The following is a 14,811-nucleotide window of genomic DNA, read 5'->3' on the forward strand; positions in this document are numbered from 1 at the left end:
GCAATGAACAAGCAACACGAAGACGACAAGCCCGGCGTGGACACGCCGGATGACACGGCCCGGCGCAAGCTGATGGTGCGCGGCGGCATGGTCGCCGGTGGCATGGCCGCCTTCGCGGCCGGCTACGGCGAAACGGTGGCGCGGGCCGTCAAGGGCCTGGCCCAGGGCACGGCCGGTGTGCCGACCGCGCACGCGGTGCGCGGCAACTCGTTGACGCCCGAATTTCGCATCGACCCGCTGACCGGCGTCTTGAGCGCCCAGCCGGGCCAGACAGTCAGCCCGTCCAGCTGCCTGGGCTGCTGGACACAGTGCGGCGTGCGCCTGCGCGTGGACACCGCGCAAAACCGCATTCTGCGTGTGGCCGGCAACCCATACCACCCCTTGGCCACGACGCGGCCGGCGGCCATGGAAGCGCCCGTGCGCGAGGTCTACGCGCAGCTGGGCGGCGACAACGGGCTGGAAGGGCGCGCCACGTCCTGCGCGCGCGGCTCGGCCATGCTTGAACAGATGCACAGCCCGTACCGCGTGCTGCAACCGCTAAAGCGCGTGGGTGCGCGCGGGGAAGGCAAGTGGCAAAGCATTTCGTTCGAGCAGCTGGTGCAGGAAGTGTGCGAAGGCGGCGACCTGTTCGGCGAAGGCCATGTTGACGGGCTGCGCGCCATCTATGACCGCGACACGCTGCTGGACCCGGAAAACCCCGAGTACGGCGCGCGCGTCAACCAATTCCTGTTCACGGATGCGTCCAACGAAGGCCGCACGCCGCTGATCCAGCGCTTTGCCGCGCAGTCTTTCGGCACCGTCAATTTCAGTAATCACGGGTCGTATTGCGGACAGAGCTTTCGGGTGGGCGCGGGCGCCGCATTGGGCGACCTGAAGGGCATGCCCCATGGCAAGCCGGATTGGGACAACGCGCGTTTCGGCCTCTTCATCGGGGCGGCGCCCGCGCAGGCCGGCAATCCGTTCCAGCGCCAGGCCCGGCAGTTGGCCGAGGCGCGCGTGCGTCCGCAGGCCGACAGCTTTACCTACGTGGTCGTGTCGCCGGTATTGCCGGCCTCGTCCAGCCTGTCGGCCGGTTCCGGCAATGAATGGGTGCCCGTGAATCCCGCCAGCGACCTGGCGTTGGCCATGGGCCTGATCCGCTGGATTCTGGACAACGAACGCTTTGACGCCAAGGCGCTGGCGCAGCCCGGGCCGCAGGCCATGAAGGCGGCGGGCGAGGCCGCCTGGACCAACGCCACGCATCTGGTCGTGGCCGAACCCGGCCACCCGCGCCTGGGCACTTTTTTGCGAGGCGCGGACATGGGCTGGCCGCGCCCCACGGACGCCGGCGACAAGTGGGAAGACGTGTACGTGGTGCGTCGTGATGATGGCACGCTGGCCCCGCACACGGACGCATCGCCCGCGACGTTGTTCGTGGACGAACGCATCGCTGCACCGGGCCTGGCGGGCGCGCCCGATGCGCTGCGCGTCTGTTCGTCGCTGACCCTGCTGCGCGAGGAATCGCATCGCAAATCGCTGGATGAATACGCCGACCTGTGCGGCGTGCCGGCGGAAAAGATCGCCCAGCTGGCGCAGCGCTTCACCAGCTACGGCAAGCGCGCCGTGGCCGACGCGCATGGCGGCACGATGAGCGGCGCAGGCTTCTACACCGCCTACGCCATCGCCATGCTCAACACGCTGGTGGGCAACCTGAACGTGGACGGTGGCCTGGTGCTGGACGCCGGCCCGTTCCCGCCTTACGGCCCGGGCCCGCGCTACAACATCGCCGGCTTTGCCAACCGCGCCACGCCCAAGGGCGTTGCCTTGTCGCGCAACCGTTTTCCCTACGAGAAATCCAGCGAATTCTCGCGCAAGAAGGCGGCGGGCCAGCCTGCCTATCCGGCATCGGCGCCGTGGTATCCGGCCACCGGCGGGCTAAGTTCCGAGATGCTGGCCTCCGCGCTGGCGGGGTACCCGTATCGCGCCAAGGTGTGGTTCAACCACATGAGCAACCCGGTCTACGGCATCGCGGGCTTCAAGTCCCTGCTGGCCGACAAGATGAAGGACCCGCGCATTCTGCCGCTGTCGGTGTCGATCAACCCGTTCATCAACGAGACCAACGCGCTGGCCGACTACATCGTGCCCGACACCGTTACCTATGAAAGCTGGGGCGTGTCGGCGCCGTGGGCCGACGTGGTCGCCAAGGCGTCCACCGTGCGCTGGCCGGCCGTGCAGCCGTTGGTGGCGCGCACCGCCACCGATGAACCGGTCTGCCTGGAAACCTTCCTGATCGCCTGCGCCAAACGCCTGGGCATGCCGGGCTTTGGCGCCAACGCCATCACGGACAAGGACGGCGGCAAGCACGCGCTGGACACGCCCCAGGACTTCTTTTTGCGCGGCATGGCCAATATCGCGTTCGCGGGCGGACGCGCCGTGCCCGAGGCCACCGACGAAGACATGGCCTTGACCGGGGTGGAACGCTATCGCGACCTGCTGCAACGCAAGCTGAAACCGGGCGAGTGGCGGCAGGTGGCGATGCTGATGAGCCGGGGCGGGCGTTTCGACAAGATGGACGACGCCTGGGTGCAAAGCGGTTCGGGCCGGCAGACGCGCGCCGCGTACACCAAGCCGCTGCACGTATGGAGCGAGGACCTTGCCGGGTTCCGCCACGCCATGACCGGCGAGCGTTATAGCGGCTGTCCCACGTGGTATCCGCCGCGCCTGGCGGATGGCCGCGACGTGCGCGCCGAGTATCCCGCGCAGGATTGGCCGTTCTTGCTGACTTCGTTCAAGTCGAATCTGATGAGCTCGATGTCGATCGGGGTGAACCGGCTTCGGCAGGTGCATCCGCATAACCCGGTGTCGATCAACCGCCAGGACGGCGAACGGCTGGGCATCCGCAACGGCGACGCGGTGCGCATCGTGACGCCGGGCGGCGCGGTGAGCGGGCTGGCGCTGTTGCGTGATGGCATCCAGCCGGGCGCGGTCGGCATCGAACACGGATACGGCCATACCGAGCTGGGCGCGCGGGCGCACCTCATTGACGGCAAACCCATGCCGCACGACGCGTCGCTGGCGGCGGGGGTCAACCTGAATGACCTGGGCTTTGGCGACGCCACGCGTGGCGTGCACGCCAACGTGTGGATCGACTGGGTATCCGGCGCCGCCGTGCGCCAGGGCTTGCCGGCGCGGATCGAGCGGGTCTGAGGCGCGCGTCAGCGCACCACGGTGTCTGCCACCAGCTCCAGGTCGCTGGCCCGGATGTCCACGTCGGGCAGCACGCCCGACAGGTCGCCGGGTTGGGCCGCCGCCTTGCCCGAGCGGCTGATGCGGATCTCGACGCGGACGCGGCTGGCCTTGGACAGCGTTGCGTCCGGCGACATGGCGCTGCCGTCATCCAGCACAAAGGCGCGCGGCAGGTCAGAGACGCGCCACTGCGTGATGGCCAGCGGCATGCGCGAGCCCGTGACGGGGCGCGCCAGGATGAAGACGGTATCGCCAGGCTGCACCTGATCGCGAAGCGCGCCGGCGATGCGCGCCGTGCCGGATAGACGGGCGGGGCTAGCCGTGGCGTTGCCATTAGCGCTTGCGTTGTTGGCCGACGGTGCGCCGGCCTGAAGGCCGCTGGCCGGCATGACGGGTTCGCCGCCTGGGGCGCCACGGGTCGGCATGCTCGGTTCGTTGTCTTTGGCGTCAGTTGCCGGCATGACCGGTGCTCCGTCTTTGACGCCAGTCGTCGGCAAGACCGATGCGCCGGCCGCCATGGCGCGTGCCTGCGCGATGTTCGACTGGATCTGGCGCGCGGCGTCGGAGTCCGCCGGCAGCAACGCTTGCAGCCGCTGCCAATGGCCCAGCGCCTCGGCGGCGTCGCCCCGACGCAACGCCATCATGCCGGCCAGCGCCAGCGCCTTGGGCTGGTCCGGGTCATTGGCCAGCGCCTCGGCCACCGCCGCGATGGCGTTGGCGTCGGGCTTGCCCTGGTTGGCGGACAACAACGCGTCGGCCAGGTCCGCCAAGACGACGGGTTGGCCCGGCACCAGGCGCAACACCTGCCGATACGCGGCCACGGCGTCCGTATAGCGCCCCAGCGTTTCGTAGGACCGCGCCAGCATGTACCAGCCGTCGGCATCGTCCGGGGCGGCGCGCAGCCGCCGGGCCAAGGCGTTGATGGCCATGGCCATGTCGTTGGCGCTGTCACTGTCGTTGTCATTGGCTGCCGGATTATTCGGCGCCGCACCGATTGCCGGGTCGCTCGCAGCACCGTTCTGCAAACCAATCGACGGGTCGATCCCCACACCGTTCTGTACACCGTTCGCCGCGTTGCCGCGCGCCATGTTGGCATGCGCGGGCGCTGCGCGCGTGGCCGTCATGTCCGCCACCGCGCGCGGATTGCCCAGCTTGCCGTATAGCAACACGGCAGCCACGGGCACCAGCACGCTCAACAGGCAGGCGGCGGCCAAGGCGGCGCGCTGGCCGCCCGCCGGTCCCACGCGGGGCTGCCTGGCCGCCAGGTCTTGCAGCAGTTCTCGCTGCAATTCTTCTTCCGCGCGCAGCCTGGCCTGGGGCGTCAGGCTGCCGCTGCGCACGTCGCGCTGCAATTGCTCGCGCTGCGCCAGATAGAAAGCGCGCAGGCTTTCGTCAGCGGCGGGCGCGGTGGACGGCGCGCGGCGCAGCAGAGGTGGGATGAGGCATAGCAAGGTCGCCAGCAACAGCAGCACGACGACGATCCAGAGCGTGGTCATGGGCCGGTGTCCAGAAAGTTCGCGGCGCGTGCGCGCTCGTCGGCCGTCAGCGGCGCGCGCGCCACGGCGCGCCGCTTCAGGGTGCGCAGCAACACCCAGAAGCCCAACGCCAGCAGGGCGAACGGCCCCAGCCACAGCAACCACGTTATGGGTTTGAAGGGCGGGTCGTAGCGCACGAAGTCGCCATAGCGGTCTTCAAAGAAACGCATGATTTGCGCGTCGCTGCGGCCGTCGGCCAGTTGCGCGTGGATCAGCTTGCGCATGTCATGCGCCAGCGGCGCGTTGGAGTCAGCCAGGCTCTGGTTCTGGCAGACCAGGCAGCGCAACCCGTGCGCCAGCTTGTCGGCGCGTTGCTGGTCGGCGGGCGATAGCGCGGGCAGGGCGGCAGGGGCGGGCGGCGAAGCGGCCTGCACAGCTGATGCGCCGAATGACAACGCGAATGACATCACGAGCGACATCAAGACTGGCATCACGAGTGACATCACGAGTGGCATCACGAACGACACCAAGAACGGCGGCAAGAACGGCGGCAAGAACGCCAAGACGGCCGTCGATGTTCGCGCCGGTTCCGACGGCAGCGTTGGCCTTAGCTCCGTCAATCCTGCTATCCCGGGTTTATGCCGCCGTCTCATTTCAGCGCCTCGATGATCGGCAATATCCGCGACCGAAAGATGTCGGGTGTGATCAAGCCCAGATGCTTGTGGCGGATGCGGCCCGCGCCGTCGATCACGAAGGTCTCCGGCACGCCGTACACGCCATATTCAATGCCCACGCGCCCGTCCGTGTCGCTGGCCGACGCGACGTACGGGTTGCCGTTGCGTGCCAGCCAGGCGGCGGCGTCGTCCGGCTGATCTTTGTAGTTCAGCCCGTACAGCGGAATGGCATATTGCCGGGCGGCCTCGCGCAGCACGGGCACTTCTTCCTGGCACGGCGCGCACCAGGATGCCCACACGTTCAGCAGCCACACCTGCCCGCGCAGCGCTTGCACGTCCAGCCGTTCGCCGGGCGATTGCAGCACGGGCAGGTTGATGGCGGGGGCGGGCTTGTCGATCATCGCCGATGGCACGGTGCGCGGGTCTCGCGACAGCCCCATCGCCAGGAACACGGCCATTGCCATGAAGACAGCCAGCGGCAGCGCGTAGCGCATCAATAGCCCTCCCGGGCTTGACGCCGGGCCGGTGCCACGGCGGGCGGGTTCTGGCGTGCGACGGCTTCCTGCTGCCGGCGATAGCGCTTGTCGCCCGCCGCCAGCAAGCCGCCCAGCGCCATCAACAGGCACCCGGCCCAGATCCACGTCATGAAGGGCTTGACCTGGATGCGCACCGTCCAGGCCGTGTTACCGCCGGCATCGTCCACCGGTTCGCCCAGCGCCACGAACAGGTCGCGCGTGGGGCCGGTGTCGATGTCGGCCTGGCTTAGCGCCATGTCCTGCACGGTGTACAGGCGTTTTTCGGGATACAGCGTCACCACGGGTTTGCCATCGCGCGTGACGATGAATTCGGCGCGCTGGGCGGTGTAGTTGGGGCCGGTGGCGGGCGCGATGCCGGCAAACTTGAATGCGTAGCCGCCCGCTTCCTGGGTGGCGCCGACGTCCATGCGGATCTCGTGTTTGACTTCATAGCCGTTGGCCAACGTGACGCCCGCGATGAAGACGCCGATGCCCGCGTGCGCCAGCAGCATGCCGTACCAGGATCGCGGCTGCCGAGCCAGGCGGCGCAGCCATTGTCCGTGGGCGCCGTCGTTCAAGCGTTGCCACGCGTGCGCGCCGCAGGAGGCTACTGACCAGGCGGCCAGCCACAGCCCAAGCATGACCAGCGGCGAGCCCAGCCGCGCCGGCCCGGGCATGGCCAGCGGCAGAACCACGGCGGTTGCGACGCTGACGGCGAAGGCCGCTCGCAGGCGGCGCGCCAGGTCGGGCACTTCGGCCTGTTTCCAGCGCGCGACCGGGCCCACGCCCATCAAGAAGATCGCCGGCGTCATCAGCGGCACGAACACCGCTTCGAAGTAGGGCGGGCCGATGGATATCTTGCCCCAGTCCAATACGTCCAGCACCACGGGGTACAGCGTGCCCAACAGCACCGCGCCCGCCGCCACCGTCAGCACCACATTGTTGGACAGCAACAGGGATTCGCGCGAGAGCAACGAAAACCCGCCGCCCAGGCCCACCGACGGCGCGCGCCACGCGTACAGCGCCAGCGAGCCGCCGACGATCACCGTCATGAAGGCCAGGATGTACAGGCCGCGTCCCGGGTCCACGGCAAACGCATGCACGGATGTCAGCACGCCCGACCGGACCAGGAACGTGCCCAGGATGCTGAGTGAAAACGTGCAGACGGCCAGCAGCACCGTCCAGCTGCGAAATGCGCCCCGGCGCTCGGTGACGATCAGCGAATGGATCAGCGCAGTGCCAGCCAGCCAGGGCATGAACGACGCGTTTTCGACGGGGTCCCAGAACCACCAGCCCCCCCAGCCCAGCACGTAGTAGGCCCATGCGCTGCCCAGCAGGATGCCCACGGTCAGGAACGTCCACGCGGCCAAGGTCCATGGCCGCACCCAGCGCGCCCATAGCGCGTCCAGCTCACCGGACAATAGCGCCGCGATGGCAAAGGCGAAGGCCACGGAAAAACCCACGTAGCCCATGTACAGCATCGGCGGGTGCACGATCATGCCGGGGTCTTGCAGCAGCGGGTTCAGGTCGCGGCCGGCCATGGCGGGCGGCATCAACCGTTCGAACGGGTTGGACAGGAACAGCATGAACAGCAGAAAGCCCACGCTGATCCAGCCCATGACCGCCAGCACGCGGCCGGTAAAGGGCAGGGGCAGGCGGTGGCTGAAGACGGCAACCGCCAGCGTCCAGGCAGACAACAGATACAGCCACAGCAGGAGCGAGCCCTCGTGCCCGCCCCACACGGCGGCAAAGCGATAGGCCGCGGGCAGGTCGGCATGCGAATTGCCCGCCACATACAACACCGAAAAATCGTTATCGACGAACGACCACGCCAGGCAGCCGAAGGCCAGCGTTGTCAGGCAGAACTGGCCTACGGCGGCGGGGCGTGCCACGCGCAACCCTGCCTGCCAGCCGGTGGCCGCGCCGATCAGTGGCAGCGTCGCCTGCGCCAACGCCACCAGCAGGGCAAGGATGAGGCTGAACAGGCCGATCTCGGGAATCATCGGGCCTCCGGGCGCAAGGGGCCGGCAGCGGCAAGGTTGTTGGCCCCGCTGCCCTGCGTGCCGCCGGCCTTGCCATCGGCGCCATCGACGCCACTGGGGGCGTTGCGCGCGCGCTTGAGCGCGTCGGCGGCCTCCGGCGGCATGTAGTTTTCGTCGTGCTTGGCCAGTACCTGCGTGGCGCGGAACACGCCGTCGGCATCCAGCTTGCCGGCAACCACCACGCCTTTGCCTTCGCGGAACAGGTCGGGCAGCAGGCCCTGGTAGGTGACGGGCACGGTGTGCGCGGTGTCGGTCACGATGAAGCGTAAGGTGACGCCGTCCGGTTCGCGCCGCACCGAGCCTTGTTCGACTAAACCCCCCACGCGAAAGCTGCCGCTGCGTGGCGCCTCGTTCGCCACGACCTGGCTGGGGCTGAAGAAGAACACCAGGTTCGATTGCAGCGCGTTCAGCACCAGCGCCGTGGCCATCGCCAACAACGCCAGGCCGCCCGCGATGGCCCATGCGCGGCGCTTACGCGAGGTCATGGACGGGCCTCATGGACGGCCTCATGGACGGGCGCATGTGCGGGACTCATGGACCGGGGCCTCGACGGACTCATGGGCGCCCCGACGAAGCGGGCGGGTCGGACAAACCGCGCGATGGGGGCGGGCTGAACTGCTGGCGCGGCGTGCGCATGCCGGACCGCTTGCGCGCGCGGCGCCATAGCGAAAATACCTCCAGCGCCATCAGCGCCGCCGTCACGCCGTAGGCGCCCAGCAGATAAGGGCCATGGCCTTGCAGCGAGAACAACGCGTCCCAGCTCATGGCGCCTCCGGTCGGCTGGGGCGCACGGCGCCCGGTTCGCGTTGCGCGATCAGGCCACGCACGCGTGCCAGCGCCACCGCCGCGCTGTACAGCCAGAACGCCGCCACCATCAGCAGCATGGCGGCCACCATGATGCGCGCCATGCTGGGCGCGGTGGTCAGGCCGATAGATGCGCCCTGATGCAAGGTGCTCCACCATTGCACCGAAAAATAGATGATCGGCACGTTGACCACGCCGGCCAGCAGCAGGATGGCGCCGCCGCGGTCGGCCCGGCGCACATCGTCGGTGGCCGCTTGCAGCGCGATGAAGCCCAGGTACAGAAATAGCAGAATCAGCTCGGAGGTCAGCCGCGCGTCCCAGACCCACCACGCGCCCCAGGTGGGCTTGCCCCAGAGCGCGCCGGTCCACAAGGTCAGGAACGTGAACAGCGCGCCGGTGGGCGCCAGCGCGCGCATCATCATGAAGGACAGGCGCGTGTTGTAGACCAGGCCCAGCGTGGCATATGCCGCCATCACCAGGTACAGGAACATCGACATCCAGGCGGCCGCCACGTGTATGAACAGAATGCGGTAGACCTCGCCCTGCTGGCTGTCCGGCGGCGCGACGACCAGGCCCACGTACAAGCCCGCTGCACCAAACAGCGCGGCCGCCAACGCCAGCCAGGGAATCAGCCGACCGGCAAGCGGGTAGAACAGCGCGGCAGAGGCATAGCGCATCCAGCCATAGCCGGCGCTTGCGTCCGCCCTTGCAATGGAACCGGAATCGAAGACAGGTCGCTTCTGCATGGGGTCCCTCATTCCAACGCCACGCGCAGCGCGGCGGACGCGCTCCAGGGGCAAAGCAGAATCGCCAGGCACAGGCATGCGCCCAGCAGCGATAGCTGCGGCCCCGCGCCCAACCCGGCATGCGTGGCAGACACCGCGCCCGCGCCGAATATCAGCACCGGCACATACAGCGGCAACACCAGCAGGGGCAACAGCGCAGCGCCGCGCAGGCCCAGCGTCAGCGCCGCGCCCAGGCCGCCCACCAACGCCAGCGTGGGCGTGCCCAGCAGCAGGGACAACACCAGCACGCCGATGGCTTGCGGCGGCAGATCGAATTGCAATGCCAGGATGGGGCTGGCCAGTATCAACGGCACGCAGCCGCTAAACCAGTGCGCCGCCAGCTTCACGCCCACCAGCAGCGGCAACGGATGCGGCGAGACCAGCAGCTGCTCCAGCGCGCCGGTGTCGTGGTCTTGCGAAAACGGGCGATGCAGGCTTAGCAGGATGCCTAGCAGCGCGCACACCCACAGCACCCCCGGCCCGATGGCGCGCAGCAGCGCCGGGTCGGGGCCGACCGCCAGCGGAAACAGCGATCCGGCAACCACGAAAAACAACGTCGCGCCCAGCGTGTCGGCGGGTCGCCGCCAGGCCAGCTGGATGTCACGCAACACCAACTGAGACAGCGTAGCCAGCATCCGCGTAGTCATCCATGTTCAGGGTTTGCAAGCGATTGGAAGCGGTGGCGGGCTGCCGATGGCAGGCCACCACCGCCGCGCCGCCATCGTCCAGGTGCGCATTCAGTTCGGTCCACAGTTGTTCGAGGCTGGCCGCGTCCAGCCCCCCATCGGGCTCGTCCAGCAGCCACAACGGCTTGCCGCCCAGCATGACGGCGGCCAGCGCCACCCGGCGCGCCTGGCCTTGCGACAAACGGGCCGCCGGTGTGTGCAGGCAGGCGTTCAGGCGCCAGGCCGTCAGCCCTGCCGCGATGGCGTCATCGCTTTGCGGCACGCCCGCCACATGCAGGCAGTAGCGCAGATTTTCCAGTGCGGTCAGGTCGCCGCACAGCGCGTTGGCGTGGCCCAGATACGCCACGCGCGCGTAGTACGACGACGGGTCGCGGAACACATCCCGCCCCAGCGCCTGCAACGAGCCGGCCATGGGCCGCAGCAAACCGGCCAGCATGCGCAGCACGCTGCTTTTGCCGCTGCCGTTGGCGCCGCGCAGATGCAGTAACTGCCCGGCATGCACATCAAAGTGCAACGGGCCCACGCCTTGCCCCGGCACACCGCCGCGCGGGCAGCATAGGCCGTTGGCGGCCAGCAGGGGCGCGGGCGCGTCAGCGGGCCGCATTGGCGGGCTCCACCTTGGCTGGCCCGGCCTTGGCGATTTCCTTCGTTGCGCCGGCCGCCGGCGCTGCGTTCGATGTTTGTGCCGGCGGGATATGCGGCAACGTGTGCGCGATGCCCTTGTGGCAGTCGATACAGGTCTTGGACTTGTCCGCCAGATACGTGGAATGCATATTCTGCGCACGTACGCTCTGGCGCGTGAAGTCCATGTATTCGTAGTTGTGGCAGTTGCGGCATTCCAGCGAATCGTTCGCCTTGAAGCGTGCCCATTCGTGCTGCGCCAGTTCCAGCCGCTTGTCCACGAATTTTTCGCGCGTGTCGATGGTGCCGAAGATCTTGCCCCACACTTCCTTGGACGCCTGCATCTTGCGCGCGATCTTGTCCGTCCAGTTGTGCGGCACGTGGCAATCGGAACACAGCGCGCGCACGCCGGAGCGGTTGGTGAAGTGGATGGTGCCCTTCAATTCCGCGTAGACGTTGTCGCGCATTTCATGGCAGCCGGTGCAGAATTTTTCGGTGTTGGTCAGCTCCATCGCGGTGTTGAAGGCGCCCCAGAACAGGATGCCGCCGATGAAACCGCCTATCGTCAGAAAGCCCAGGCTGAAATGCACGCTGGGGCGGCGGATGATGTTCCAGTAGCGCTTCAGAAGCTTGACCATGGCGGCATCCTGTCCGTTACTTCTTGCCTGTGGCGGGGGCGGTCAGGCGCTTGAGGATCACGTCGATGTCCTCATAGGTGTTGGACACCAGCGGCTTGGCCTCGGCCTGCGGCACGTGGCATTGCACACAGAAATACCGGCGCGGCGACACCTCGGCCAGCACGTTGCTGTCGCGGTCCATGTAATGCGTGACGCTGAGCGGCGGCGCCTGGGTTTCCTCGGTGTTCACGCGAGCATGGCAGGACAGGCAGCGGTTGTAGTTTTTGTCGATCTGATAGCCATCGATCTTGTGCGGAATGGTGGGCGGCTGCATCGAATACGTCCGCATCCGCTTGATGTCCTTGTTCTCGATGGGGCTGATCAAGGGCGGGTCGGTCTCGTCGGCAATGGGCGTGGGGCCCCGCATGGGGTCTTCGACCTCCAGCGGCGGGGCAGCGCGGGCGGCGCAAGTCAACAGCACACCCGCAACTAGGGCGATGGCGATGGCGATGGCGGCGGCGCGGTGGTTCATGGCTGTCTCCCCGTGGCCGTCAAACCTTGACGATCCGGACCGCGCACTTCTTGAAGTCGGTCTGGAACGAGATCGGGTCGGTGGCGTCCAGCGTCACCTTGTTGATCAGCTGGCCGGCGTCGAACCAGGGCACGAACACCAGGCCGCGCGGCGGCTTGTTGCGTCCGCGCGTTTCCAGCCGGGTGCGCATCTTGCCGCGGCGCGATTCGATTTCGACTTCCACGCCCCGCCGTAATCCCATGGCCTGCGCGTCGTCCGGGTGCATGAAACAGACCGCGTTTGGAAAGGCACGGTACAGCTCGGGCACGCGCCGCGTCATGGACCCCGAATGCCAGTGTTCCAGGATGCGGCCGGTAGACAGCCAGAACGGGTATTCCTTGTCCGGCGATTCAGGCGGCGGCTCGTAAGGCAGGGCATAGATGATGGCGCGGCCGTCCGGGTGGCCGTAGAACTCAAAGCCCGCGCCCGCCTTCACGTAGGGGTCGCTGCCTTCGCGGTAGCGCCACAGCGTCTCTTTGCCGTTGACCACCGGCCAGCGCAAACCGCGCACCTCGTGGTAGGTGTCGAAGGGGGCCAGGTCGTGGCCATGGCCCCGGCCGAACTCGGCATATTCCTCGAACAAGCCCTTTTGCGCATAGAAGCCGAATGCCCGGGCTTCCTGGTTTTCATATTCCGCATTCAATTCGCTATTGGGAAATTTGTTGACTTTGCCGTTGGCGTACAGCACGTCAAACAGCGTCTTGCCGCGATACTCCGGCTTCTTGGCCAGCAGGTCAGCCGGCCAGACTTCTTCCACCTTGAAGCGCTTGGAAAACTCCATCAGCTGCCACAGGTCGGAACGCGCATCGCCGGGCGCGTTCACCAGTTGATGCCAGAACTGCGTGCGCCGTTCGGCGTTGCCGTAGGCGCCTTCTTTTTCCACCCACATGGCGGTGGGCAGGATCAGGTCGGCCGAAATGGTCGTGACCGTGGGGTAGGCGTCCGACACCACGATGAAGTTGGCCGGGTTGCGGTAGCCGGGCAGCCCTTCGTTCATCAGGTTGGCGGCGGCCTGCATGTTGTTGTTCACCATCACCCAGTAGGCGTTGATGGTGCCGTCCTTCAGCATGCGGTTCTGCAACACCGCGTGCGCGCCGACCTTGTCGGGGATGGTGCCGTCCGGCAACTGCCAGATTTCTTCCGCGTGGGCGCGATGCTTGGGGTTGGTCACCACCAGGTCGGCCGGCAGCCGATGCGAAAACGTGCCCACTTCGCGCGCCGTGCCACAGGCCGACGGCTGGCCCGTCAGCGAGAACGGGCTGTTGCCGGGCGTCGAGATCTTACCCGTCAACAGGTGGATGTTGTAGGCCATGTTGTTGGCCCAGACGCCGCGCGTGTGCTGGTTGAAACCCATCGTCCAGAACGAGGTCACGCGGATTTTCGGGTCGGCGTACAGTTCGGCCAGATTCTGCAATTGCTTTTGCGGGACGCCGGTCAGCTTGGACGTATATTCCAAGTCGTATTTCGAGACGAACTTGGCGAATTCATCGAAGGTGATGGGCTTGGATCCCCCCGCCTTGTCCGCGTTCTTGGCCGCCTTTTGCAAGGGATGGTCGGGGCGCAGGCCATAGCCGATGTCGGTATTGCCTTCGTGAAATACGGTGTGCTTGTCGACGAAATCGCGGTTCACCCGCTTGGTCTGGATGATGTAGTTGGCGATGTAATTCAGGATGGCCAGGTCGGTCTGCGGCGTGAAGGTCAGCGTCAGGTCGGCCAGTTCGTACGAGCGATGCTCGAAGGTGGACAGCACCACCACGCGCGTCTTGGGCGCGGACAGCCGGCGGTCGGTCACGCGGGTCCACAAGATGGGGTGCATCTCGGCCATGTTCGAGCCCCACAGCACGAAGGCGTCGGCGTTCTCGATGTCGTCATAACAGCCCATGGGTTCGTCGGCGCCGAAGGTGCGCATGAAACCCACCGCCGCCGACGCCATGCAGTGGCGCGCGTTCGGGTCCAGGTTGTTGGACCGGAACCCCGCCTTCATGAGCTTGAGTGCCGCGTAGCCTTCCCAGATGGTCCATTGGCCCGAGCCGAACATGCCAACCGCAGTCGGTCCCTTGTCTTTCAGGACGCGCTTGAACTGTTCGGCCATCACGTCAAAGGCCTGGTCCCAGGACACGGGGGCAAACTCGCCGTCCTTGGCGTACTTGCCGTCTTTCATGCGCAACAGCGGCGTGGTCAGCCGGTCGTTGCCGTACATGATCTTCGACAGAAAATAGCCCTTGACGCAATTCAGCCCCTTGTTCACGTCGGCATTGAAATCGCCGTGCGTGGCCACGACCTGGTTGTCCTTGACCGCGACGTTCACGCCGCAGCCGGTCCCGCAGAACCTACAGGGCGCCTTCGACCATTTCAGCTTGGCCGCTTCGGATTCGGTCACGATGTTTTGCGTCATGCCGACGATGGGAATGCCCGCCACGGTGGCCGCGGCTGCGGCGGCGGATTGCTTGATGAAATCTCTACGAGCCATGGACATCGCCAATCTCCTCGTTCATCGCGGCCAGCGTGTCGGCATGCTGGTAGACCAGCGCCGAAGCCAGTACGCCATCCAGGCGCTGGATCTCGGAGATCCGCGCCATCATGTCGTCGGTGGTGGGCGCTTCCAGCGTGACGACCAGCTTGCCGGTGTCGGACGCGCCGTGGATGTCCGAGCCCGCTATCGCCAGGATGGCGGCGCGCACGTCGGGCAAGCGGTGGGGCAGGGCATGCACAACCAGACTGGCGATGTGCAGCTCGGGCGGCGCCGGGGGCGGCGCATTGGGGGGGAACGCGGACATGGAGGGGTTTCCGTCGCGT

General features: G+C 67.1%; 14 protein-coding genes. 1 reads left to right on the top strand and 13 read right to left on the bottom strand.

The window, feature by feature from the left end; translation table 11 throughout:
- Window positions 1–3: 3 nt before the first annotated feature.
- On the top strand, window positions 4–3,186 hold the full coding sequence (locus tag DVB37_RS09595; RefSeq protein WP_120154821.1) for a tetrathionate reductase subunit A: 3,183 nt from the start codon (window positions 4–6) through the stop codon (window positions 3,184–3,186).
- Window positions 3,187–3,194: 8 nt separating this feature from the next.
- Here DVB37_RS09595 and ccmI read toward each other — a convergent pair whose 3' ends face one another.
- The 13 genes from ccmI to DVB37_RS09660 all read right to left on the bottom strand — a co-directional run bounded on the left by ccmI (window position 3,195) and on the right by DVB37_RS09660 (window position 14,792).
- The gene (ccmI, locus tag DVB37_RS09600; protein ID WP_120154823.1) at window positions 3,195–4,721 is read right to left on the bottom strand and encodes a c-type cytochrome biogenesis protein CcmI; all 1,527 of its coding nucleotides are present in this window, start codon (window positions 4,719–4,721) and stop codon (window positions 3,195–3,197) included.
- Window positions 4,718–5,167 carry a cytochrome c-type biogenesis protein CcmH gene (locus tag DVB37_RS09605; RefSeq protein ID WP_370512743.1) on the bottom strand — a complete coding sequence of 150 codons (450 nt, stop codon included), beginning with the start codon at window positions 5,165–5,167 and terminating at the stop codon, window positions 4,718–4,720. Before DVB37_RS09605 ends, ccmI begins: the two co-directional genes overlap by 4 nt.
- A 182-nt stretch (window positions 5,168–5,349) precedes the next feature.
- The gene (locus DVB37_RS09610; RefSeq protein WP_120154825.1) at window positions 5,350–5,871 is read right to left on the bottom strand and encodes a DsbE family thiol:disulfide interchange protein; all 522 of its coding nucleotides are present in this window, start codon (window positions 5,869–5,871) and stop codon (window positions 5,350–5,352) included.
- Window positions 5,868–7,892, bottom strand: a complete 2,025-nt coding sequence (locus tag DVB37_RS09615; protein ID WP_120154827.1) for a heme lyase CcmF/NrfE family subunit — start codon at window positions 7,890–7,892, stop codon at window positions 5,868–5,870. Before DVB37_RS09615 ends, DVB37_RS09610 begins: the two co-directional genes overlap by 4 nt.
- The gene (gene ccmE / locus DVB37_RS09620; protein WP_240434070.1) at window positions 7,889–8,416 is read right to left on the bottom strand and encodes a cytochrome c maturation protein CcmE; all 528 of its coding nucleotides are present in this window, start codon (window positions 8,414–8,416) and stop codon (window positions 7,889–7,891) included. The genes DVB37_RS09615 and ccmE overlap by 4 nt, the downstream gene beginning before the upstream one ends.
- Window positions 8,417–8,486: 70 nt before the next feature.
- Entirely contained in the window at window positions 8,487–8,696 is a 210-nt protein-coding gene (gene ccmD / locus DVB37_RS09625; protein ID WP_120154830.1) for a heme exporter protein CcmD, read from the bottom strand.
- Window positions 8,693–9,481: a heme ABC transporter permease CcmC gene (ccmC, locus tag DVB37_RS09630; protein WP_120154832.1), complete on the bottom strand. Its 789-nt coding sequence runs from the start codon at window positions 9,479–9,481 to the stop codon at window positions 8,693–8,695. The genes ccmD and ccmC overlap by 4 nt, the downstream gene beginning before the upstream one ends.
- 8 nt (window positions 9,482–9,489) lie before the next feature.
- Complete coding sequence (ccmB, locus tag DVB37_RS09635) at window positions 9,490–10,155, bottom strand: heme exporter protein CcmB (RefSeq protein ID WP_104145344.1); 666 nt, start codon at window positions 10,153–10,155, stop codon at window positions 9,490–9,492.
- The gene (gene ccmA, locus DVB37_RS09640; protein ID WP_104145343.1) at window positions 10,121–10,810 is read right to left on the bottom strand and encodes a heme ABC exporter ATP-binding protein CcmA; all 690 of its coding nucleotides are present in this window, start codon (window positions 10,808–10,810) and stop codon (window positions 10,121–10,123) included. The genes ccmB and ccmA overlap by 35 nt, the downstream gene beginning before the upstream one ends.
- Complete coding sequence (locus tag DVB37_RS09645; RefSeq protein ID WP_104145342.1) at window positions 10,797–11,465, bottom strand: cytochrome c3 family protein; 669 nt, start codon at window positions 11,463–11,465, stop codon at window positions 10,797–10,799. Before DVB37_RS09645 ends, ccmA begins: the two co-directional genes overlap by 14 nt.
- A 16-nt stretch (window positions 11,466–11,481) precedes the next feature.
- The gene (locus tag DVB37_RS09650; protein ID WP_104145341.1) at window positions 11,482–11,976 is read right to left on the bottom strand and encodes a nitrate reductase cytochrome c-type subunit; all 495 of its coding nucleotides are present in this window, start codon (window positions 11,974–11,976) and stop codon (window positions 11,482–11,484) included.
- A 19-nt stretch (window positions 11,977–11,995) separates the two neighbouring features.
- Entirely contained in the window at window positions 11,996–14,491 is a 2,496-nt protein-coding gene (gene napA, locus DVB37_RS09655) for a periplasmic nitrate reductase subunit alpha (protein ID WP_120154834.1), read from the bottom strand.
- A complete protein-coding gene (locus DVB37_RS09660; protein ID WP_046804581.1) occupies window positions 14,475–14,792 on the bottom strand; it encodes a chaperone NapD in 318 nt (105 codons plus the stop codon). Before DVB37_RS09660 ends, napA begins: the two co-directional genes overlap by 17 nt.
- Window positions 14,793–14,811 lie beyond the last annotated feature (19 nt).

The sequence above is a fragment of the Achromobacter sp. B7 genome, from assembly GCF_003600685.1.
Lineage (GTDB): Bacteria > Pseudomonadota > Gammaproteobacteria > Burkholderiales > Burkholderiaceae_B > Achromobacter > Achromobacter spanius_B.

Coding starts and splice junctions, on each gene's coding strand:
- ccmC (WP_120154832.1), bottom strand. CDS start 9,481: ATGCAGAAGCGACCTGTCTTCGATTCCGGTTCCATTGCAAGGGCGGAC.
- ccmE (WP_240434070.1), bottom strand. CDS start 8,416: ATGACCTCGCGTAAGCGCCGCGCATGGGCCATCGCGGGCGGCCTGGCG.
- DVB37_RS09660 (WP_046804581.1), bottom strand. CDS start 14,792: ATGTCCGCGTTCCCCCCCAATGCGCCGCCCCCGGCGCCGCCCGAGCTG.
- napA (WP_120154834.1), bottom strand. CDS start 14,491: ATGTCCATGGCTCGTAGAGATTTCATCAAGCAATCCGCCGCCGCAGCC.
- DVB37_RS09615 (WP_120154827.1), bottom strand. CDS start 7,892: ATGATTCCCGAGATCGGCCTGTTCAGCCTCATCCTTGCCCTGCTGGTG.
- DVB37_RS09650 (WP_104145341.1), bottom strand. CDS start 11,976: ATGAACCACCGCGCCGCCGCCATCGCCATCGCCATCGCCCTAGTTGCG.
- ccmD (WP_120154830.1), bottom strand. CDS start 8,696: ATGAGCTGGGACGCGTTGTTCTCGCTGCAAGGCCATGGCCCTTATCTG.
- DVB37_RS09605 (WP_370512743.1), bottom strand. CDS start 5,167: ATGTCATTCGCGTTGTCATTCGGCGCATCAGCTGTGCAGGCCGCTTCG.
- DVB37_RS09645 (WP_104145342.1), bottom strand. CDS start 11,465: ATGGTCAAGCTTCTGAAGCGCTACTGGAACATCATCCGCCGCCCCAGC.
- ccmI (WP_120154823.1), bottom strand. CDS start 4,721: ATGACCACGCTCTGGATCGTCGTCGTGCTGCTGTTGCTGGCGACCTTG.
- ccmB (WP_104145344.1), bottom strand. CDS start 10,155: ATGCTGGCTACGCTGTCTCAGTTGGTGTTGCGTGACATCCAGCTGGCC.
- DVB37_RS09595 (WP_120154821.1), top strand. CDS start 4: ATGAACAAGCAACACGAAGACGACAAGCCCGGCGTGGACACGCCGGAT.
- ccmA (WP_104145343.1), bottom strand. CDS start 10,810: ATGCGGCCCGCTGACGCGCCCGCGCCCCTGCTGGCCGCCAACGGCCTA.